14 protein-coding genes are annotated in these 21281 nt (G+C 62.2%); 12 read left to right on the plus strand and 2 right to left on the minus strand.

What is annotated here, in order from left to right:
* The first annotated feature begins 249 nt into the window (after positions 1-249).
* The 3 genes from BLO97_RS06035 to BLO97_RS06045 all read left to right on the plus strand — a co-directional run bounded on the left by BLO97_RS06035 (position 250) and on the right by BLO97_RS06045 (position 6998).
* Positions 250-3702: a GMC oxidoreductase gene (locus BLO97_RS06035; protein WP_092345292.1), complete on the plus strand. Its 3453-nt coding sequence runs from the start codon at positions 250-252 to the stop codon at positions 3700-3702.
* Positions 3703-3857: 155 nt separating this feature from the next.
* A complete protein-coding gene (locus BLO97_RS06040) occupies positions 3858-5726 on the plus strand; it encodes a c-type cytochrome (protein ID WP_092345294.1) in 1869 nt (622 codons plus the stop codon).
* Between the two features lie 27 nt (positions 5727-5753).
* A complete protein-coding gene (locus BLO97_RS06045) occupies positions 5754-6998 on the plus strand; it encodes a metallophosphoesterase (RefSeq protein ID WP_092221475.1) in 1245 nt (414 codons plus the stop codon).
* 129 nt (positions 6999-7127) lie between these two features.
* Here the strand turns inward: BLO97_RS06045 and gbcA are convergent, their stop codons facing one another.
* Complete coding sequence (gene gbcA, locus BLO97_RS06050; RefSeq protein ID WP_092221477.1) at positions 7128-8423, minus strand: glycine-betaine demethylase subunit GbcA; 1296 nt, start codon at positions 8421-8423, stop codon at positions 7128-7130.
* A gap of 283 nt (positions 8424-8706) precedes the next feature.
* Between gbcA and gbcB the strand changes: the two genes are divergently transcribed.
* The gene (gbcB, locus tag BLO97_RS06060; protein WP_060743118.1) at positions 8707-9807 is read left to right on the plus strand and encodes a glycine-betaine demethylase subunit GbcB; all 1101 of its coding nucleotides are present in this window, start codon (positions 8707-8709) and stop codon (positions 9805-9807) included.
* Positions 9808-9960: 153 nt separating this feature from the next.
* On the opposite strand, the gene BLO97_RS06065 is transcribed toward gbcB, so the two are convergent.
* The gene (locus tag BLO97_RS06065; RefSeq protein WP_063324048.1) at positions 9961-11001 is read right to left on the minus strand and encodes a threonine aldolase family protein; all 1041 of its coding nucleotides are present in this window, start codon (positions 10999-11001) and stop codon (positions 9961-9963) included.
* 195 nt (positions 11002-11196) lie between these two features.
* Between BLO97_RS06065 and BLO97_RS06070 the strand changes: the two genes are divergently transcribed.
* From BLO97_RS06070 to fdhA, 8 genes are all read left to right on the plus strand, one after another.
* Positions 11197-11901, plus strand: a complete 705-nt coding sequence (locus BLO97_RS06070) for a TraX family protein (RefSeq protein WP_092345296.1) — start codon at positions 11197-11199, stop codon at positions 11899-11901.
* Positions 11902-12209: 308 nt separating this feature from the next.
* Entirely contained in the window at positions 12210-13463 is a 1254-nt protein-coding gene (gene glyA, locus BLO97_RS06075; protein ID WP_003206308.1) for a serine hydroxymethyltransferase, read from the plus strand.
* 21 nt (positions 13464-13484) lie between these two features.
* A complete protein-coding gene (locus BLO97_RS06080; RefSeq protein ID WP_003206307.1) occupies positions 13485-14735 on the plus strand; it encodes a sarcosine oxidase subunit beta in 1251 nt (416 codons plus the stop codon).
* Positions 14736-14749: 14 nt separating this feature from the next.
* Entirely contained in the window at positions 14750-15079 is a 330-nt protein-coding gene (locus tag BLO97_RS06085; RefSeq protein WP_014340581.1) for a sarcosine oxidase subunit delta, read from the plus strand.
* Positions 15076-18093, plus strand: a complete 3018-nt coding sequence (locus tag BLO97_RS06090; RefSeq protein WP_092221481.1) for a sarcosine oxidase subunit alpha — start codon at positions 15076-15078, stop codon at positions 18091-18093. The genes BLO97_RS06085 and BLO97_RS06090 overlap by 4 nt, the downstream gene beginning before the upstream one ends.
* 135 nt (positions 18094-18228) lie before the next feature.
* Positions 18229-18861, plus strand: coding sequence for a sarcosine oxidase subunit gamma (locus tag BLO97_RS06095; RefSeq protein ID WP_057450497.1), 633 nt, complete (start codon positions 18229-18231; stop codon positions 18859-18861).
* Positions 18862-19066: 205 nt separating this feature from the next.
* Positions 19067-19924 (plus strand): formyltetrahydrofolate deformylase, encoded by an 858-nt coding sequence (purU, locus tag BLO97_RS06100; RefSeq protein WP_092146317.1) that lies wholly within the window; start codon positions 19067-19069, stop codon positions 19922-19924.
* A gap of 155 nt (positions 19925-20079) precedes the next feature.
* A complete protein-coding gene (fdhA, locus tag BLO97_RS06105) occupies positions 20080-21279 on the plus strand; it encodes a formaldehyde dehydrogenase, glutathione-independent (protein WP_092221483.1) in 1200 nt (399 codons plus the stop codon).
* Positions 21280-21281: the final 2 nt, after the last annotated feature.

The following is a 21281-nucleotide window of genomic DNA, read 5'->3' on the forward strand; positions in this document are numbered from 1 at the left end:
AACCCCCTCGCTCGTATTCATTTTCTCCTGCGACGTGCGTCCCGACGCGTCCCACCTCGTTGCCCAAACGGCCCGCTCGCCGCGCCGTCAATCTGCGTGCGCGGCTATAGCGCCCCAGCAGGTTCCCGCGTTTCCCCGTAACACCGCTGACTGCCGCTCGAACCCGTACGGGATAGTGGCCAGGCGTTCGTGCGCCTGTCGATTTGCAGGCAACCGCAGAGTTGCCCCTTCTGCCTTGAGGACTTGAACATGACACGGATCTCGACCCCCATCAGTGATATCCAGGAGCACTACGACGTCATCGTCATCGGTTCCGGCTACGGTGGCGGCATTGCTGCCTCGCGCCTGTCCCGGGCCGGGCGCAAGGTGTGCCTGCTGGAGCGTGGCCGGGAGATCCAGCCCGGCGAATACCCCAACACCCTGCTCGCGGCCACCGAGGAACTGCAGGTCCATGACCCGGACGGGCATATCGGCTCGCGCACCGGGCTGTTCGACCTGCACGTCAACGCCCAGCAGAACGTGGTGGTCGGTTGCGGCCTGGGTGGCACATCGCTGATCAATGCCAACGTTGCGCTGGAGCCGGAGCCCGGCGTGTTCGATGACCCGCGTTGGCCGCTGGCGATCCGTGAGCACCGCGACACGCTGCTCAAGGACGGCTACGCACGGGCCCGGGAGATGCTCAAACCCAACGCCTATCCGGCGTCGGAGCCAAACCTGCCCAAGCTCGACGCCCACAAGAAGTCCGCCGATTACCTCAAGCAAGGCGCGCATTTCTACAAGCCGCCGATCAATGTGACCTTCGACAAACTGCCCAACAACCTCAACCACGTCGGTGTCGAACAGCTGCCGTGCAATGGTTGTGGCGATTGCGTTTCGGGCTGTAACAACAAGGCCAAGAACACCACGTTGATGAACTACCTGCCGGATGCCTGGAACCACGGCGCGGAGATTTTCTGCCAGGCCGAGGTGCGGCACCTGGAGCGCGACGGCGATGGCTGGATCGTGCACTTCCAATATCTGGACAGCGGTCGCGAGATGTTCTCGGCGCCGACCCTGTTCGTGCGTGCCGACATCGTGGTGGTGTCCGCCGGCACCCTGGGTTCCACCGAAATCATGTTGCGCTCGCGGGACAAGGGCCTGTCCATGTCCGACCAACTGGGCGAGCACATGAGCGGCAACGGCGACATCCTCGGCTTCGGCCACAACTGCGACCAGACCATCAACGGCATTGGTTTCGGCGCCCATTCGGCCAAGGAACTGGAGCCGGTGGGGCCGTGCATCACCTCGGTCATCGACATGCGCACCGAGGGTGACTGGCGCAGCCGCATGGTCATCGAGGAAGGTTCGATTCCCGGCGCCCTCGGTCGGGCCATGGTGCCGAGCATGGCGGCGTTTGCCGGGATGATAGGCGTGCCCACCGACACCGGCTTCGGCGCCAGCCTCAAGTACAAGGGGCGCGAAGCCGAGAGCTTTTTGCGCGGTCCCTACTACGGTGCGCTGCATAACATGCAGACCTACTTGATCATGAGCCATGACAACGCCAAGGGCCGTATGCTGCTCGACAACAAGGACCAGTTACGCATCGATTGGCCCGGTGTTGGCGAACAGGAAAACGTCACCCTCGGCAACGAGCGGCTGCACCAGAGCACCAAGGCCCTGGGCGGGATCTGGGTCGAGAACCCGATCTGGACCAAGCTGCTCAAGCACAGCATCGTCTCGGTCCATCCTCTGGGCGGTTGCGTGATGGGCGAGGATGCGACCCAAGGCGTGGTCAACCATAAGGGCCAGGTGTTCAGTGGCGCCAGTGGCACCGATGTCTACCCGGGCCTGTACGTGACCGACGGTGCGGTGATCCCCACGTCCCTGGCGGTCAACCCGCTGCTGACCATCTCGGCCGTGAGCGAGCGCAACATGGGGTTGCTGGCAGCCGACCGCGGCTGGATCATCGACTACACGCTGCCCTCGGCCCCGCGCAAGCCGGTGGCCGCGCCGACCCTCGGCGTGCAGTTCACCGAAACCATGAAGGGCTACTTTTCCACAGCCTTCATCCAGCCCCAGGGCACCGATCTGAGCCTGTACGAAGCAGCGGCCAAGCGGGGCAGGGCCGACAACTCGCCCATCGAATTCACCCTGACCATCACCGCCGCCGACCTCAACCGCCTGATCAAGGAGCCGGAACACGCCGCGACCCTGGTGGGCACTCTCGATGCGCCGCTGCTCTCACCGCAACCGCTGGTGGCCAGCAATGGGGTGTTCAACCTGTTCGAGCAGTACCAGGAACAGGTTGGCGTACGGCACATGAACTACGACATGAAGCTGACCGCCGAGGACGGCAACGATTACTACTTCAGCGCCTTCAAGACCGTGCCCGAGGACAACGGCGTGCTGAACATCTGGCACGACACCAGCACCTTGTACGTCACGCTCTATCGCGGACCGGACAAGACCGGTGCGGTGATCGGCTCCGGGGTGATGCACATTCTGCCGGCCGACTTCGCCAAGCAAATGACCACCATGAAAGTGCTCAACGCCCGCAATGAACGTGAGCGCGTGGAGGCATTGGCGCGGTTCGGCAAGTTCTTTGCCGGCATCTTGTGGGAGAGCTACGGCGGTGTCTTCGCCGGCGACGTCTACTTCAACCCGGACGCGCCGCCCCGGTTGAAACGGCCGTTGGATGCGCCGCCACCGATGGTGCATTTCTTCCAGACCGAAGACAACGTCGAGCTGCGCCTGACCCGTTACCAAGCCGGCACCAAAGGCCCGGTGATGTTGGTTCATGGCCTGGGCGTGGGCTCGAATATTTTCTCCACTGACACCATTCACACCAACCTGCTGGAATACCTCTGCAAGCACGAATACGACGTCTGGCTGCTGGATTTGCGGGTGAGCATCCTGCTGCCGGCCAGCAAAAACGAATGGAACGGCGACCAGGTGGCCCAGTACGATTTCAAGGCGGCCATCGAGCAGATCCAGCAAGCGACCCTGGCCCGTGACGTGCAGTGCGTGGTGCATTGCTACGGCGCGACGACGTTCTTCATGTCGATGCTGGCGGGTTTGCAGGGCGTGCGTTCGGTGGTCTGTTCGCAGATCGCCGCCGACACGGTGGTGGCCACCGCCACCGGTCTGAAAGCCGGTTTGCATTTGCCGGGGATGCTCGATGCCATCGGCATCAAGTCCCTCACGGCCTACGCCGACACCAAGGAAAGCTGGTTCAACAAACTCTACGACAAGGCCCTTAACGGCTATGCCCGGATCGAGGCCCAGGGCTATTGCACCAACCCCGTCTGCCATCGCATCACGTTCATGTATGCGTCGCTGTACCGCCACGACACCCTCAACGAAACCCTGCACGACAACCTGCATGAGTTGTTCGGCGAGTCGAACATCCAGACCTTCGAGCACCTGGCGTTGATCGTGCGCAAGGGGCACCTGGTGGACTTCAAGGGCAACGACGTCTACATGCCGCATTTCGATCGGTTGAAATTGCCGATCTGCTTCATCAGCGGCGCCGACAACCAGTGCTACCTGCCGCAGAGCACCCTCAAGACCTATGAGCGATTGTGCGAGATGCACGGCCCGCAGTTGTTCAGTCGTCACGAGGTGCCGGGCTACGGCCACATCGATTGCATGTTCGGCAAGGATGCGGTGGTGGATGTTTATCCGATCATTCTTGAGCACCTGGAGAAGACCGCCCTCGGCTAGGAGGACAACTGACCCGTGGCGAGGGAGCTTGCTCCCGCTCGGCTGCGAAGCAGTCGTCGCTTCTGAAATCTGGGGGCCGCTGCGCGACCCAGCGGGAGCAAGCTCCCTCGCCACAAAAGCTTTGCTCTGGGCCAAGAATAAGGAAAAAGGATGCCATGAACGCTTACATCCGCTGGTTCCAACGCGTCATCTGGGTGGGCATTGTGATGAACATGGTCTTCGCGATCCCGGCGCTGTTCGCGCCGGCGTTGCTGACGTCCATGCTCGGCTTGCCGCCCGTGTTGTCCGATCCTTGGCTGGAAAACACCGGCATGTTGCTGGTGGGGATCAGCTTGTTCTACATGCCCTCGGGGTTCAACGCGCCGCGTTTCGTCGTGCATTCGTGGTTGTGCGTGCTGTCGCGGTTGGTGGCGGTGGTGTTCTGGATCTACCTGATCAACACCAACAACCAGGGCCAGTTGTTCGTGCCGATGTTGATGGGCGACCTGGGCATGTTCCTGATCCTGGGCGTGCTGCTGTACTTGGGCAGCCCGCAGGTCAATCGACCACTGGCCTTGCTCTGTGCTGGTTGGCGAGAGTGGCGCGCCGGTTGGACGCGGCGCTGGCAGAGCCACGCTTTCAAGGTCGGCACGTTGGTGGTGGTATTGCTGCTGGGCTTCATCGGCTACCAGACCTGGTACCAGATGATCCGCGAAGTGCCGCAGCCAGACTTCGCCTCCGATGAAGACCATTACAAATACGCCGCCATCGGCCTGGGCATCGAGGCGCGGATTCCCTACTACCTGTTCGCCGTGCTGCCGCAGATGTGCCCGGAGAAACTGCCCAAGCCGGGCGGTTACGAGGTGTTCGGCTTCCTCTACGAAAATGGCAACGACCTGCCCATCGGCATGGCCAAGCGGCAGCTCGGCTACCCCACGGTGGAACCGAACTGCGCCCTGTGTCACACCGGTTCCTACCGGGCCAACGCCAGCGACGTCGCCGTTCCGGTCGCCAGCGCACCGGCCAACACCCTGCAACTGCAAGCCTTCCAGTGGTTTGCCTACGATTGCGCCAGCGATCCGAAATTCACCCCGGATGCGGTCATGGCGGCGATCAACGGCAAGTTCCAACTGGGCTTTTTCGAGAAGCTGTACAACCGTTACCTGATCATCCCGATGGCCAAGAGTGCGCTGCTCAAGCAGAAGCAGGCCTACGCCTGGCAGAAGCTGCGTCCGGCCCAGGGGCCAGGGCGGACCGACACCTTCAACCCGACCAAAATGGTGGTGTTCGGCTTCCCGGATGACTCCACCATCGGCACCGTGGACCTGCCGCAGGTCTGGAACCAGAAACCCCGCGAGTCCCTGTATCTGCACTGGGATGGCAATAACAACAACATCCATGAGCGCAATTACGCCGCGGCCATGGCCGTGGGCGCGACACCGCAATCGGTATTGCCGCCGAGTTTCAACCGGGTGACCAATTGGCTGTTGGGGCACAAGGCGCCCGCCTGGCCGTTCGCCCTGGACCAGGCGAAAGTCGCCCAGGGCAAACCGATCTGGGAGAAAAACTGCGCCGGTTGCCACGACTTCGGCCGCACCGACACGGGCCAGGTTACTACCAACATTGACCAGTTGGGCACTGATCCCCACCGACTCAATTCTTTCACCGAAGGGTTGGTGACGGCGTTCCACGGCTTCAAGAAACCGCCGTTCGACTTCAACGCCTACCGCAAGACCCAGAGCTACAGCAACACCCCCACCGACGGCATCTGGCTGCGCGCGCCGTACCTGCACAATGGTTCGGTGCCGACCCTGTGGGATTTGCTGCAACCGCCGCAGCAGCGTCCGCAGGTGTTCTACACCGGCTCCGACATCTACGACCAGGAGAAGGTCGGTTTCATCACCAGCGGCGCGCAGATGAAGGCGTCGGCGGATTTCAAATACGACACCCGTCTGGAAGGCAACCACAACGGCGGCCATCTGTATGGCACGCAGCTGTCGGACGTCGATAAACGGGCCCTGATCGAATTCATGAAGACCCTGTAGCCCAGGGCATTGCGAAGGAGCGTTCACATGTCATTACTGCACCATTGGGAGCATGAGTTCGACAAGGTCAAGGTCCGCCTGCACGGGTTGGTCACGCGGTTGGAAATGTCTTGGAAAAAACTCGTCAATGACCTGGAACCCGAGGAGTTCCAGGCCATCGTCAAGCTGCTGCAGCGAGGCCACGACCAGGCCCGGCATGTCATCGAGCATGGCGACCTGCCGGACGACGAACCGGCCGTGCCATGGGAGTTGTCCCACGGCTTGTCGATCCTCAAGATCGGCAACGTCACGCCCTTGCCGCAAAGCGAGGACGAGCTACCGACCCGGGTACTCAAGGACGGCACCTTGCTCGGTTGCCGCAAATGGGAACTGCTGGACCTGTTGTGGAGCGAGGCGCTGCTCAAGTGGATCGAGAACCTGCGGCATCATGCGCCGTTCGCCACCAACCCGGCGTTGGTGAAAATGGACAGCGACGTGGTGCTGGCTATCGCTGGCGACTGGGGCACCGGGCCGTTCGACAGTCATGCCCCGGCGGTGGCGGTGGCCAACCAGATGCAACTGGCCCTGGCCGATTTCACCGTTCACCTGGGTGACGTGTATTACGCCGGCACCCATTCCCAGGAAGACGTCGACATGGTCGGCTGGCCCCAGGGCAAGCATGGCGCGTTCACCCTCAATTCCAACCATGAGATGTACAGCGGTGCCCACGGCTATTTCAAGGAATTGTCCAAGCGTTTCCCGGTGCAGCAAGGCACCAGTTACTTTGCCTTGTACAACGATGACTGGCTGGTGGTTGGCCTCGACAGCGCCTACGCCTCGGACGCCATGAACCTGTACATGGACGGTACCCTCAACACCCAGCAGATCGAATGGATGAAGACCCTGCCCAAGCGCAAGAAACTCATGGTGCTCAGTCATCACCAGGGTTTTGATATTTCCGGGCACCACAAGACGGCGCTTTACCAACCGGTATGCGATGCCTTGGGGCGCGAGCCGGATTATTGGTATTGGGGGCATTTGCACAACGGTATCTGCTACGCGCCCCAAGGCGGATTGCATGCGCGCTGCGTCGGGCACGGAGCGATCCCCTATGGCACCACCAGCGAATTGAACGGGCATGCCGGGGTGTTGTGGTCGGAGACTCAATTGGCGGGTGACGAGGCGTATCCGCAGCGGGTGTTGAACGGGTATGTGAAGGTGCGGCTGAAGGGGGAGGAGATTGTCGAGACGTTTTATGGGGAGGATGGCAGTGTGCGGTGGTCTTCTCACTGACGATCGTTCCCACGCTCTGCGTGGGAATGCCTCAACGGACGCTCCGCGTTCGGCTTTCGGGACGCAGAGCGTCCCGGGCTGCATTCCCACGCGGAGCGTGGGAATGATCTCTAACCGAAGCGCCTGGTTTTAGCCCTGGACCGGAACGCCCTTGAGGTATGGCGCTGGCTCGGCCCCGAGGTTGTTGAGCATGCGCTCGCTGTACCAGTCCACGAAGTTCACCACGCCGAACTCATAAGTCTTGGAGTACGGGCCTGGCTGGTAGGCGGTGGAGTTGATGCCGCGCTGGTTTTCTTCGGCCAGGCGACGGTCCTGGTCGTTGGTGGCGTCCCAGACCTGGCGCATGCGCGCCACGTCGTAGTCCACGCCTTCGACCGCGTCCTTGTGCACCAGCCACTTGGTGGTGACCATGGTTTCCTGGGCGCTGATCGGCCACACGGTGAACACGATGATGTGGTCGCCCATGCAGTGGTTCCACGAATGCGGCAGGTGCAGGATGCGCATCGAGCCCAGGTCCGGGTTCTTGATGCGGCCCATCAGCTTGGCGCAGCCTTGCTTGCCGTCCATGGTCATCGACACGGTGCCCTTGAGCAGCGGCATGCGCACGATGCGATTGCGCAGGCCGAAACTGGCGTGGGCGTAAGGGATCTTCTCGGCTTCCCACGCGGCGGCGGAGGCGGCCACGTGGTCCTTGAACGCCTGGTCGGCGCGCGGGTCGGTGACGTCGTCCCATTCCAGCAGGGTCTTGAGCAGTTCCGGGTGCGCGCCGCCGCAGTGGTAGCACTCGCGGTTGTTTTCCAGGACCAGCTTCCAGTTGGCTTTTTCCATCAAGGTGGTTTGCACCGCCACCTTGGTGTTTTCCATGTCGTAGGGTTCCATGTAGTGGTTCAGGGTCGCCAGGAAGTCATCGATGGCCGGCGGGTTCTCCGCCAGGCTGATGAAGATGTAGCCACCGGCGGTCTTCACGTTCACGGGTTTCAAGCCGTACTGTTTCATGTCGAAGTCGGCGCCCATTTCGGTGCCGGCGAACAGCAGGCGACCGTCCAGCTCGTAGGTCCATTGGTGGTAATGGCAAACCAGTTTGGCAACCTTGCCCTTGTCACTGGTGCACAACCGCGAGCCACGGTGACGGCAGACGTTATGGAAGGCGTGCACCACGCCGTCGGCGCCGCGAATCACGATGATCGGGTTCTTGCCGACTTGCAGGGTCAGGTAGTTACCCTTGGTCGGGATTTCGCAGGTCATGCCGGCGATCAACCATTCCTTCTGGAAGATTTCCTGCATGTCGATATCGAACAGGCGCTCATCGCTGTAGAACGGCTGAGGCAGCGAGAACGTGCGCTCGCGTTCCTGTAGCATCTGTGCGGTGGCCTTGCGTGCGGGTTCCAGCGGATCGCCCAGGCTCAGGGTAGTGGTGACGTCCATCGTTTTATCCTCATGGCCCTCTACGTGACCATCAAAAAGTGGCTGATCGGTTGTGCTACGCAAGGCAGAAAATTGTGTTTGTCTGTTGGAGCGAGTGTGGGGCCGCGCAGGGGCCGAACCTTATCCATGGGCGACATGGCCCAATCTGTTCCCGACGCGCAAGGCCCGGTAGTTAAGGGCTGGTCGCGATAAGTATGTGAATGTCGCAGATAGGTAAATGGCCGTTCAGGCGCCTGCGCACAATCGCCAACATGAAGGCCGGCAGTCGGCCGTGGAGATCAGCATGTCCAATAACTTCCTGAACCCGGTCACGACCCAGACCTGGGCCAATGGCCGACATATCGTACGTTGCGTCAAAGTCATCCAGGAAACCTGGGATGTGCGCACGTTCTGCTTCATGGCCGACCAGCCAATCATGTTCTTTTTCAAGCCGGGGCAGTTTGTCACCCTGGAGCTGGAAATCGAAGGCCAGCCGATCATGCGCTCCTACACCATCTCCAGTTCGCCGTCGGTGCCCTACAGTTTTTCGGTGACCATCAAGCGCGTGCCGGGGGGCAAGGTTTCCAACTGGCTGCACGACACCCTGCATGAAGGCCAGGAGCTGGCGGTGCACGGGCCGGTGGGGTTGTTCAACGCCATCGATTTCCCGAGCCCGAAAGTCCTGTACCTGAGCGGTGGCGTGGGGATCACACCGTGCATGTCCATGGCGCGCTGGTTCTACGACACCAACGCCAATGTCGACATGACCTTTATCCACAGCGCCCGCTCGCCCAAGGACATCATCTATCACCGCGAGCTGGAACACATGGCGTCGCGGATCGACAACTTCAGCTTGCACCTGATCTGCGAAAAACATGGCCTGGGCGAGCCCTGGGCCGGGTATCGCGGTTATCTGAACCACAAGATGCTGGAATTGATGGTGCCCGACTTCCTCGAGCGCGAGGTGTTCTGCTGCGGCCCGACCCCGTACATGACCGCGGTCAAGCGCCTGCTGGAAGCGGCTGGCTACGACATGAAGCGTTATCACGAGGAATCCTTCGGCGCTACACCACCGGAAGCCCGCGCCGACGCCGTGGAGCAGGCCGAACAGGCTGCCGACGCGCCGGAAGTCGATGCGGCGGACCTGCACCTGGTGGAGTTCACCTCCTCTGGCAAGAGCATTCGCGTGGGACCGGGCGAAACCGTGCACGCTGCGGCTGCCAAGCTCGGCATGATGATCCCCAAGGCCTGCGGCATGGGCATCTGCGGCACCTGCAAGGTGCTGAAGCTGGGCGGGGAAGTGGAAATGGACCACAACGGCGGGATCACCGAGGACGACGAGGCCGAGGGTTACATCCTGTCGTGCTGCAGCGTGCCGAAGGGGGATGTGCGGATCGAGTTCTGATCCTGCAGTGAGCCCCCTGTGGCGAGGGAGCTTGCTCCCGCTCGGCTGCGTAGCAGTCGTCGCTTCTGAAATCTGGGGGCTGCTGCGCAGCCCAGCGGGAGCAAGCTCCCTCGCCACAAAAGTCCCAAAGCCACCCGGGCTTTGGGAGTCGCCTTAAAGGCTCATCACTTCCCGAATATCCGCCGCCAATTCCCTTACCCGCGCCTCTTCGGTATCCCACGAGCACATGAACCGCGCGCCGCCCTTGCCGATGAAGGTGTAGAAGCGCCAGCCGCGAGCGGTCAGCGCGGCGATGGCCGGTTCCGAGAGTTGCAGGAACACGCCATTGGCCTGGACCGGAAACATCAGTTCCACGCCTGGAATGTCGCTGACCAGCTCTGCCAGCAATTGGGCGCAGTGGTTGGCGTGGCGGGCGTGCTTGAGCCAGGCCTGGTTTTGCAGCAAACCGACCCAGGGCGCGGAGAGGAAACGCATCTTCGATGCCAGTTGCCCGGCCTGTTTGCAGCGGTAGTCGAAGTCCACGGCCAGGTCGTGATTGAAGAACAGGATCGCTTCACCCACCGCCATGCCGTTTTTCGTACCGCCAAAGCACAACACGTCCACACCGGCCTTCCAGGTCAGGTCGGCCGGGGAGCAGCCGAGGAAGGCGCAGGCGTTGGAAAAGCGCGCGCCGTCCATGTGCAGGTTCAGCCCCAGTTCCTTGCAGGTGATGCTGATGGCGCGGATTTCTTCCGGGGTGTAGACACTGCCGACTTCCGTGGCCTGGGTCAGGGTCACGACCCGGGGCTTGGGGTAGTGGATGTCCTGGCGCTTGAGGGCGATCTCGCGGATCGACTCGGGGGTCAGCTTGCCGTTTTCAGTGCGCGCGACCAACAGTTTGGAACCGTTGGAGAAGAACTCTGGCGCGCCACATTCGTCGGTTTCGACGTGGGCGGTTTCCGAGCAGATCACGCTGTGGTAACTCTGGCACAGCGACGACAGCGCCAGGGAGTTGGCCGCCGTGCCATTGAACGCGAAGAACACTTCGCAGTCGGTTTCGAACAAGGCCCGGAAATCATCCGCCGCGCGATGGGTCCACTCGTCGTCACCGTAGGCGCGCTGGTGGCCCTGGTTGGCTTCTTCCATGGCGGCCCAGGCTTCGGGGCAAATGCCGGAATAGTTGTCGCTGGCAAACTGTTGACTCTTGTCGGTCATGGCCTTGCTCCTTGAATAGAGAGTCCTGGGTAAAGAGATCCCTGGCGGAATGCCTGGATGGGGCGTTCCATGGTTCGGCGTGTTTGGGTCCACAGCGCCGTGGTCGATACTGGTGCGCACTTTACCCAAGATTAGCGGGGGAACACACCGGATGTTGCTGTCAGAAAGTCACAAGGTCTTCGGGCCGCTATACACATGAGCCGGCGTGACGGCGCCCTGGACCTGCTCAAGTGGCTGGCTCTTTTGTCGATGGTCCTCGATCATCTGCGATATGTCGGTTTTTCCGTCGATTGGTTGTATGTGCCAGGACGGTTGGCGTTCCCGTGGTTCTGCCTGGCGATGGCGGCGAACCTGGGGCGCGGTAGAACCCACGTCGCTCCATGGCGTTACCTGGGCTGGCTGCTGCTATTCAGTGCCGTCAGCGAAATCCCTTACCGCTTGTTCATTCCCGACCCCGCCACCCTGAATGTGATGCCAACCCTGGTGTTGGGGTTGTTGGTGGCGCGCTGCTGGCAGACGCCCACCCTGGAGGCGCGGTGCCTGGCCGCGATGGCGTTGCTAGTGGCGGCGCTGTTTTCGTCGCGGCTGATGTTCGGGTTCTTCGGTGTGCTGCTGCCGCTGGCCGCGCTACTGGTGTTGCGCCGACCCTGGTATTTCGCGGCTTTGCCAGGGGTAGTCTGCGTGGCGGCCAATCAATGGCGAGTGTTGTATGGCGCGGCGTGGCTGGGGGATGCGGTGGCGCTCTGGGGGTTGTTGGCTTGCCTGATCGCGCCAGGGCTTGGGTGGGTGGTTTTGCGACAGGCCGGTCGTTTTCATCCTCCAGCGATGCGGCGTTGGGCGTATGGCCTTTATCCGGCGCATTTTCTGGTGTTGCTCGTGGTTCGCCAGATCGCCGCGTAACCCCTTGTGGCGAGGGAGCTTGCTCCCGCTGGGCTGCGAAGCAGCCCCAAGGCCTGAGAGCGCGATATATCAGGAGCGCCGCGTTTGCCGGTTTTGCGACTGCTTCGCAGTCGAGCGGGAGCAAGCTCCCTCGCCACGGGGTCGGTGTTCCATTCCATTTGAGTGCATGTCGTAAACGCACCTTTGCGTGGCGTCCATAGGCATTTGACATGCCTGCGCCAGCCATACCATCGCATCCAAAGGGCACGACCGAATGGTCCGTGCCTCACCGAGACGAAAGGCGCACCGCCGCCGCTGGGAGAGACGCGATGTTCAGCAAGCAAGACCAAATCCAAGGCTACGATGATGCACTGCTGGCGGCGATGAACGCCGAAGAGCAACGCCAGGAAGATCACATCGAACTGATCGCGTCAGAAAACTACACCAGCAAGCGCGTGATGGAGGCCCAGGGCAGCGGCCTGACCAACAAGTACGCCGAAGGCTATCCAGGCAAGCGCTACTACGGTGGCTGCGAGCACGTCGACAAAGTGGAAGCCTTGGCCATCGAGCGCGCCAAGCAACTGTTCGGTGCCGATTACGCCAACGTCCAGCCGCACTCCGGTTCTTCGGCCAACAGCGCCGTATACCTGGCCCTGCTGCAGGCCGGCGACACCATCCTGGGCATGAGCCTGGCCCACGGCGGTCACCTGACCCACGGTGCCAAGGTGTCGTCCTCGGGCAAGCTCTACAACGCGGTGCAATACGGCATCGACACCACCACCGGCCTGATCGACTACGACGAAGTCGAGCGCCTGGCGGTCGAGCACAAGCCGAAAATGATCGTGGCCGGTTTCTCCGCTTACTCCAAGACCCTGGACTTCCCACGTTTCCGCCAGATCGCCGATAAGGTCGGTGCTCTGTTGTTCGTCGACATGGCCCACGTGGCCGGTCTGGTTGCCGCCGGTCTGTACCCTAATCCACTGCCTTACGCCGACGTGGTCACCACCACCACCCACAAGACCCTGCGCGGTCCACGTGGCGGCCTGATCCTGGCCAAGGCCAACGAAGAGATCGAGAAAAAGCTCAACGCCGCGGTATTCCCCGGCGCCCAGGGCGGCCCGTTGATGCACGTGATCGCCGGCAAGGCGGTGTGCTTCAAGGAAGCGGCGGAGCCTGGCTTCAAGGCTTATCAGCAGCAAGTGATCGATAACGCCCAGGCCATGGCTGGCGTCTTCATCAAGCGCGGCTACGATGTAGTGTCCGGTGGTACCGATAACCACCTGTTCCTGGTCAGCCTGATCCGTCAGGGCCTGACCGGCAAGGACGCCGATGCTGCCCTGGGCCGCGCCCACATCACCGTCAACAAGAACGCCGTGCCGAACGACCCGCAATCGCCGTTCGTGACCTCGGGCCTGCGCATCGGCACCCCGGCGGTGACCACGCGTGGTTTCAAGGTGACCCAGTGCGTCACGCTGGCCGGCTGGATCTGCGACATTCTCGACAACCTCGGCGACGCCGATGTCGAGGCCAATGTCGCGCAGCAAGTAGCGGCCCTGTGCGCGGACTTCCCGGTTTATCGCTGAGTCGGTTTTGGAGTAATGACTATGCAACGCTATTCGGGCTTCGGCCTCTTCAAACACTCTCTCAGCCATCACGAAAACTGGCAGCGGATGTGGCGTACGCCGACACCGAAAAAAGTCTACGACGTGGTCATCGTCGGCGGTGGCGGGCATGGCCTGGCGACCGCCTATTACCTGGCCAAGGAACACGGCATCACCAACGTGGCCGTGGTCGAGAAGGGCTGGTTGGGCGGCGGTAACACCGCGCGCAACACCACCATCGTGCGCTCCAACTACCTGTGGGACGAATCGGCCCACCTGTACGAACACGCGATGAAATTGTGGGAAGGCCTGTCCCAGGACCTGAACTACAACGTGATGTTCTCGCAGCGTGGTGTCTACAACCTGTGCCACACCCTGCAGGACATCCGTGATTCCGAGCGCCGGGTCAGCGCCAACCGCCTCAACGGCGTGGACGGCGAGCTGCTCAACGCCAAGCAAGTGGCCGACGAGATCCCCTACCTGGATTGCTCGAAAAACACCCGCTACCCGGTGATGGGCGCCACCGTCCAGCGTCGCGGCGGCGTGGCCCGTCACGATGCCGTGGCCTGGGGCTTTGCCCGGGCGGCGGACGCGTTGGGCGTGGACCTGATCCAGCAGACCGAAGTGATCGGTTTCCGCAAGGAAAATGGCGTGTGCATCGGCGTGGAAACCAACAAGGGCTTCATCGGCGCCAAGCGCGTCGGCGTGGTGACCGCCGGTAACTCCGGACACATGGCCAAGCTCGCCGGCTTCCGCCTGCCGATCGAGTCCCACCCGCTGCAAGCGCTGGTGTCGGAACCGATCAAGCCAATCATCGACAGCGTGATCATGTCCAACGCCGTGCACGGCTACATCAGCCAGTCCGACAAGGGCGACCTGGTGATCGGCGCCGGTATCGACGGCTACAACGGCTACGGCCAGCGTGGTTCGTACCCGGTGATCGAACACACCATCCAGGCCATCGTCGAAATGTTCCCGGTGCTCTCGCGGGTGCGCATGAACCGTCAGTGGGGCGGCATCGTCGACACCACGCCGGACGCCTGCCCGATCATCTCCAAGACCCCGGTGCCGAACATGTTCTTCAACTGCGGTTGGGGCACCGGCGGCTTCAAGGCCACCCCGGGCTCGGGCAACGTCTTCGCTGCAAGCCTGGCCAAGGGTGAAATGCACCCACTGGCCGCGCCGTTTTCCATCGACCGTTTCCATAACGGCGCATTGATCGACGAACACGGCGCTGCTGCCGTCGCCCACTAACAGGAGAAATCCCTATGTTGCACATCTTCTGTCCTCACTGCGGCGAACTGCGCTCCGAAGAGGAATTCCATGCATCCGGCCAGGCGCATATCCCGCGTCCGCTGGATCCGAACGCCTGCACCGACGAGGAGTGGGGTGACTACATGTTCTTCCGTGACAACCCACGTGGCTTGCACCATGAACTGTGGGACCACGTCGCCGGTTGCCGCCAGTACTTCAACGTGACCCGTGACACCGTGACCTACGAGATTCTCGAAACCTACAAGATCGGCCAAAAGCCGCAGTTCACCGACAAGGCTGACAGTCCGAAAGCGGCTGCACAGGCTCTGGGAGAGAAGGTATGAGCCAGATCAATCGCCTGTCCAACGGCGGACGGATCGACCGCAACAAAGTGCTGAGCTTCACCTTCAACGGCCAGACCTACAAAGGCTTCGAGGGCGATTCCCTGGCCGCTGCACTGCTGGCCAACGGCGTCGACATCATTGGCCGCAGCTTCAAGTATTCCCGCCCGCGCGGCATCTTCGCCGCCGGTGCCGAAGAGCCGAACGCCGTGCTGCAGCTCGGGGCCACCGAAGCCACGCAGATCCCGAACGTGCGCGCCACGCAACAGGCGCTGTACCAAGGTTTGGTCGCCACCAGCACCAACGGCTGGCCGAACGTGAACAACGACATGATGGGCATTCTCGGCAAGGTCGGCGGCAAGCTGATGCCGCCGGGTTTCTACTACAAAACCTTCATGTACCCGCAATCGTTCTGGATGACCTACGAGAAGTACATCCGCAAGGCCGCAGGCCTGGGTCGCTCGCCGACCGAGAACGATCCGGACACCTACGACTACATGAACCGTCACTGCGACGTGCTGGTCGTCGGCGCTGGCCCTGCTGGTCTGGCCGCTGCATTGGCCGCGGCCCGCAGCGGTGCGCGCGTCATCCTGGCCGATGAGCAGGAAGAGTTCGGCGGCAGCCTGCTCGACTCCCGCGAGAGCCTGGACGGCAAGCCCGCGACCGAGTGGGTCGCGGCGGCGGTGGCCGAACTGCGCGCGATGCCAGAAGTGGTGTTGCTGCCTCGTGCCACGGTGAACGGTTACCACGACCATAACTTCCTGACCATCCACGAGCGCCTCACCGATCACCTCGGTGACCGCGCACCGATCGGCCAGGTTCGCCAGCGCATCAACCGCGTCCGCGCCAAGCGCGTGGTCCTGGCCACCGGCGCCTGCGAGCGTCCGCTGGTCTACGGCAACAACGACGTGCCGGGCAACATGCTGGCCGGCGCGGTGTCCACCTACGTGCGTCGCTACGGCGTGGCACCGGGCAAGAAACTGGTGCTGAGCACCAACAACGACCATGCCTATCGCGTGGCCCTGGACTGGTTCGACGCCGGCCTGCAAGTGGTGGCCGTGGCCGACGCGCGCAGCAACCCGCGTGGCGCGCTGGTGGAAGAAGCCCGCGCCAAGGGCATCCGCATCCTCACCGGCAGCGCCGTGATCGAAGCCCGTGGCAGCAAGCGCGTCACCGGCGCACGTGTTGCCGCGATCGACGTCCGTGCCCATAAAGTCACCAGCCCTGGCGAATGGCTGGACTGCGACCTGGTGGCCAGCTCCGGCGGCTACAGCCCGGTGGTTCACCTGGCGTCGCACCTGGGCGGCAAGCCGATCTGGCGTGAAGACATCCTCGGTTTCGTACCGGGCGAAGCACCGCAAAAGCGCGTATGCGTCGGTGGTGTGAACGGTGTCTACAGCCTCGGCGATACCTTGGCCGATGGCTTCGAGGGCGGCGTGCGCGCGGCCAGCGAAGCCGGCTTCAAGGCAGTGGAAGGCGTGTTGCCCAAAGCCCTGAGCCGTCATGAAGAGCCAACCCTGGCGCTGTTCCAGGTGCCTCATGAAAAATCCACCGCACGGGCGCCGAAGCAATTCGTCGACCTACAGAACGACGTCACTGCCGCCGCCATCGAACTCGCCACCCGCGAAGGCTTCGAGTCGGTGGAACACGTCAAGCGCTACACCGCACTGGGCTTCGGTACTGACCAGGGCAAGCTGGGCAACGTCAACGGCCTGGCCATCGCGGCTCGTTCGCTGAACGTGAGCATCCCGCAGATGGGCACCACCATGTTCCGTCCGAACTACACGCCGGTGACTTTCGGCGCGGTGGCTGGCCGGCACTGTGGGCACATCTTCGAGCCGGTACGTTTCACCGCGCTGCATGCCTGGCATGTGAAGAACGGTGCTGAATTCGAAGACGTCGGCCAGTGGAAGCGCCCTTGGTACTTCCCGAAAAACGGTGAAGACCTGCATGCCGCGGTCAAGCGCGAGTGCAAGGCGGTGCGTGACAGCGTCGGCCTGTTGGACGCCTCGACCCTGGGCAAGATCGACATCCAGGGCCCGGATGCCCGTGAGTTCCTCAACCGCGTCTACACCAACGCCTGGACCAAGCTCGACGTGGGCAAGGCCCGCTACGGCCTGATGTGCAAGGAAGACGGCATGGTCTTCGACGACGGCGTAACGGCCTGTCTGGCGGACAACCACTTCCTGATGACCACCACCACGGGTGGCGCGGCGCGCGTGCTGCAATGGCTGGAGATCTATCACCAGACCGAATGGCCGGACCTGAAGGTGTACTTCACCTCGGTCACCGACCACTGGGCAACCATGACCCTGTCGGGCCCCAACAGCCGCAAGCTGCTGAGCGAAGTCACCGACATCGACCTGGACAAGGACGCGTTCCCGTTCATGACCTGGAAGGAAGGCCTGGTGGGTGGCGTGCCGGCGCGGGTGTTCCGGATCTCGTTCACCGGTGAGCTGTCGTACGAAATCAACGTGCAGGCCGACTACGCCATGGGCGTGCTCGAGCAGATCGTCGAGGCGGGCAAGAAATACAACCTGACCCCGTACGGCACCGAGACCATGCACGTACTGCGGGCCGAGAAGGGCTTCATCATCGTCGGCCAGGACACTGACAGCTCGATGACCCCGGACGACTTGAACATGGGCTGGTGTGTAGGCCGCACCAAACCGTTCTCGTGGATCGGCTGGCGCGGCATGAATCGCGAAGATTGCGTGCGTGAAGACCGCAAGCAACTGGTGGGCCTCAAGCCGATCGACCCGAATGTCTGGCTGCCGGAAGGCGCGCAACTGGTGTTCAACACCAAGCAGGCGATCCCGATGACCATGGTTGGCCACGTGACCTCCAGCTATGCCCACAACTCCCTGGGGTATTCATTTGCCATGGGTGTGGTCAGGGGCGGCCTCAAGCGGATGGGCGAGCGCGTGTTCGCGCCATTGGCCGACGGCAGCGTGATCGAGGCAGAGATCGTTTCTTCGGTGTTCTTCGATCCGAAGGGCGACCGGCAGAATATTTGATACCTGATCGTTCCCACGCCCTGCGTGGGAATGCATCCCGGGACGCAGAGCGTCCCAAAAGCGGACGCAGAGCGTCCATGGCGGCATTCCCACGCAGCGCGTGGGAACGATCAATCTACGAGACAGGTGCTCCACATGACCGCAGTCAACGTGTACCAACAACGCCCAACCACCGGGGCCAAGGCCGAGTCGTCGCTGCACCATGCCGACCTCGCCAGCCTGGTGGGCAAGGGCCGCAAGAACGCCGGTGTCACCGTGCGCGAGAAAAAACTCCTGGGCCACCTGACCCTTCGTGGCGACGGCCACGACCCGGCGTTCGCCGCCGGCGTGCACAAGGCCCTGGGCCTGGAATTGCCAGGCGCCCTGACCGTTATCGTCAAGGGTGAAACCAGCCTGCAATGGCTCGGCCCGGACGAGTGGCTGCTGGTGGTGCCCACCGGCGAAGAGTTCGCCGCCGAGCAGAAACTGCGTGAAGCTTTGGGCGACCTGCACATCCAGATCGTCAACGTCAGCGGCGGCCAGCAGATCCTCGAGCTGTCCGGTCCGAACGTGCGCGACGTGCTGATGAAATCCACCAGCTACGATGTACACCCGAGCAACTTCCCGGTGGGCAAGGCCGTGGGCACGGTGTTCGCCAAGTCGCAACTGGTGATCCGCCACACGGGCGAAGACACCTGGGAACTGGTGATTCGCCGCAGCTTCTCCGATTACTGGTGGCTGTGGTTGCAGGATGCTGCGGCTGAGTATGGGTTGAGCGTGCAGGCCTAAAAACACGTTCTAAAGCCGAACACTTTTGTGGTGAGGGGATTTATCCCCGCTGGGCTGCGCAGCAGCCCTCAACCAGCCACCTCGGTGTATCAGACCGATCGCATCAAGCTTTTGGGGCTGCTTCGCAGCCCAGCGGGGATAAATCCCCTCGCCACAGGGTTCTGTGTTCGGCGGGGCTTATCCATAACAAACAGGAGTCACCGCAATGAGTCGCGCCCCAGACACATGGATTCTCACCGCCGACTGCCCCAGCGTGCTCGGTACGGTGGACGCGGTGACCCGCTTTCTGTTCGAGCAGGGCTGCTACGTCACCGAGCACCACTCCTTCGACGACCGGCTCTCGGGACGTTTTTTCATTCGTGTGGAATTTCGCCAGCCCGATGGCTTTGACGAGCAAAACTTCCGCGCCGGCCTGGCCGAGCGGGCCGAAGCCTTTGGCATGGTCTTCGAACTGACGCCGCCCAACTACCGGCCCAAAGTCGTGATCATGGTGTCCAAGGCCGATCACTGCCTCAACGATTTGCTCTACCGCCAGCGCATCGGCCAGTTGTCCATGGACGTGGTGGCCGTGGTGTCCAACCACCCCGACCTCAAGCCGTTGGCCGACTGGCACCAGATTCCCTACTACCATTTCCCCCTGGACCCGAACGACAAGCCTTCCCAGGAGCGGCAGGTGTGGCAGGTGATCGAAGACACCGGTGCCGAGCTGGTGATCCTTGCGCGCTACATGCAAGTGCTGTCGCCGGAGTTGTGCCGCAAGCTCGACGGCAAGGCGATCAACATCCACCACTCGCTGCTGCCGGGTTTCAAGGGCGCCAAACCGTATCACCAGGCCTACAACAAGGGCGTGAAACTGGTCGGCGCGACGGCGCACTACATCAACAACGACCTGGACGAAGGTCCGATCATCGCCCAGGGCGTGGAAGTGGTGGACCACAGCCACTATCCCGAGGATTTGATCGCCAAGGGCCGGGACATCGAGGGGCTGACCCTGGCCCGGGCCGTGGGGTATCACATCGAAAGAAGGGTGTTTTTGAACGCCAATCGCACTGTCGTTCTTTAGATTTTTGGGGCCGCTTCGCAGCCCATTCGCGAGCTTGCTCGCGATGAGGCCCTTACAGACAACAAAGAAACAAAGACACAAGCACTAACCCGAGCAATCAACGCGCTGCCTGCCTGGGCAACGCAGTTCCACAAAAACAACAGCGAGGTGAAAGCATGTCTGGTAATCGTGGTGTCGTGTATCTCGGCAACGGTAAGGTCGAAGTACAGAAAATCGACTATCCAAAAATGCAGGACCCGCGCGGCAGGAAGATTGAGCACGGTGTCATCCTGCGCGTGGTCTCCACCAACATCTGCGGCTCCGACCAGCACATGGTGCGCGGCCGTACCACGGCTCAGACCGGTCTGGTCCTGGGTCACGAAATCACTGGTGAAGTGATCGAAAAAGGCAGCGATGTCGAGAACCTGAAAATCGGTGATCTGGTGTCGGTGCCGTTCAACGTGGCTTGCGGGCGCTGCCGTTCCTGCAAAGAGCAACACACGGGCGTCTGCCTGACCGTCAACCCGGCCCGTGCCGGCGGTGCCTACGGTTACGTGGACATGGGCGACTGGACCGGCGGCCAGGCTGAATACGTACTGGTGCCGTACGCCGACTTCAACCTGCTGAAACTGCCGGACCGTGACAAGGCCATGGAGAAAATCCGCGACCTGACCTGCCTGTCCGACATCCTGCCGACCGGCTACCACGGCGCCGTCACTGCTGGTGTTGGCCCTGGCAGCACCGTCTACATCGCCGGTGCCGGCCCGGTTGGCCTGGCGGCCGCCGCTTCCGCACGCCTGCTTGGCGCTGCGGTGGTGATCATCGGTGACGTCAACTCAGTCCGCCTGGCTCATGCCAAGGCCCAGGGCTTTGAAATCGTCGACCTGTCCACCGACACCCCGCTGCACGAGCAAATCGCTGCGCTGCTGGGCGAGCCAGAAGTGGATTGCGCCGTCGACTGCGTTGGTTTCGAAGCCCGTGGTCACGGCCATGACGGCGTCAAGCACGAAGCCCCGGCCACCGTGCTCAACTCGTTGATGCAGGTGACCCGTGTCGCCGGCAAGATCGGTATTCCCGGCCTCTACGTCACCGAAGACCCAGGCGCGATCGATGCCGCCGCCAAGATCGGTGCCCTGAGCATCCGTTTTGGCCTCGGCTGGGCCAAATCCCACAGCTTCCACACCGGCCAGACCCCGGTCATGAAGTACAACCGCCAGCTGATGCAGGCGATCATGTGGGACCGCATCAACATTGCTGAAATCGTCGGTGTGCAGGTGATCAGCCTGGATGATGCGCCGAAGGGGTATGGCGAGTTCGATGCGGGCGTGCCGAAGAAGTTTGTGATTGATCCGCATAAGTTGTTTAGTGCGGCGTAAGG

It is taken from the genome of Pseudomonas sp. NFACC05-1 (assembly GCF_900100135.1).
Classification (GTDB): domain Bacteria; phylum Pseudomonadota; class Gammaproteobacteria; order Pseudomonadales; family Pseudomonadaceae; genus Aquipseudomonas; species Aquipseudomonas fluorescens_Q.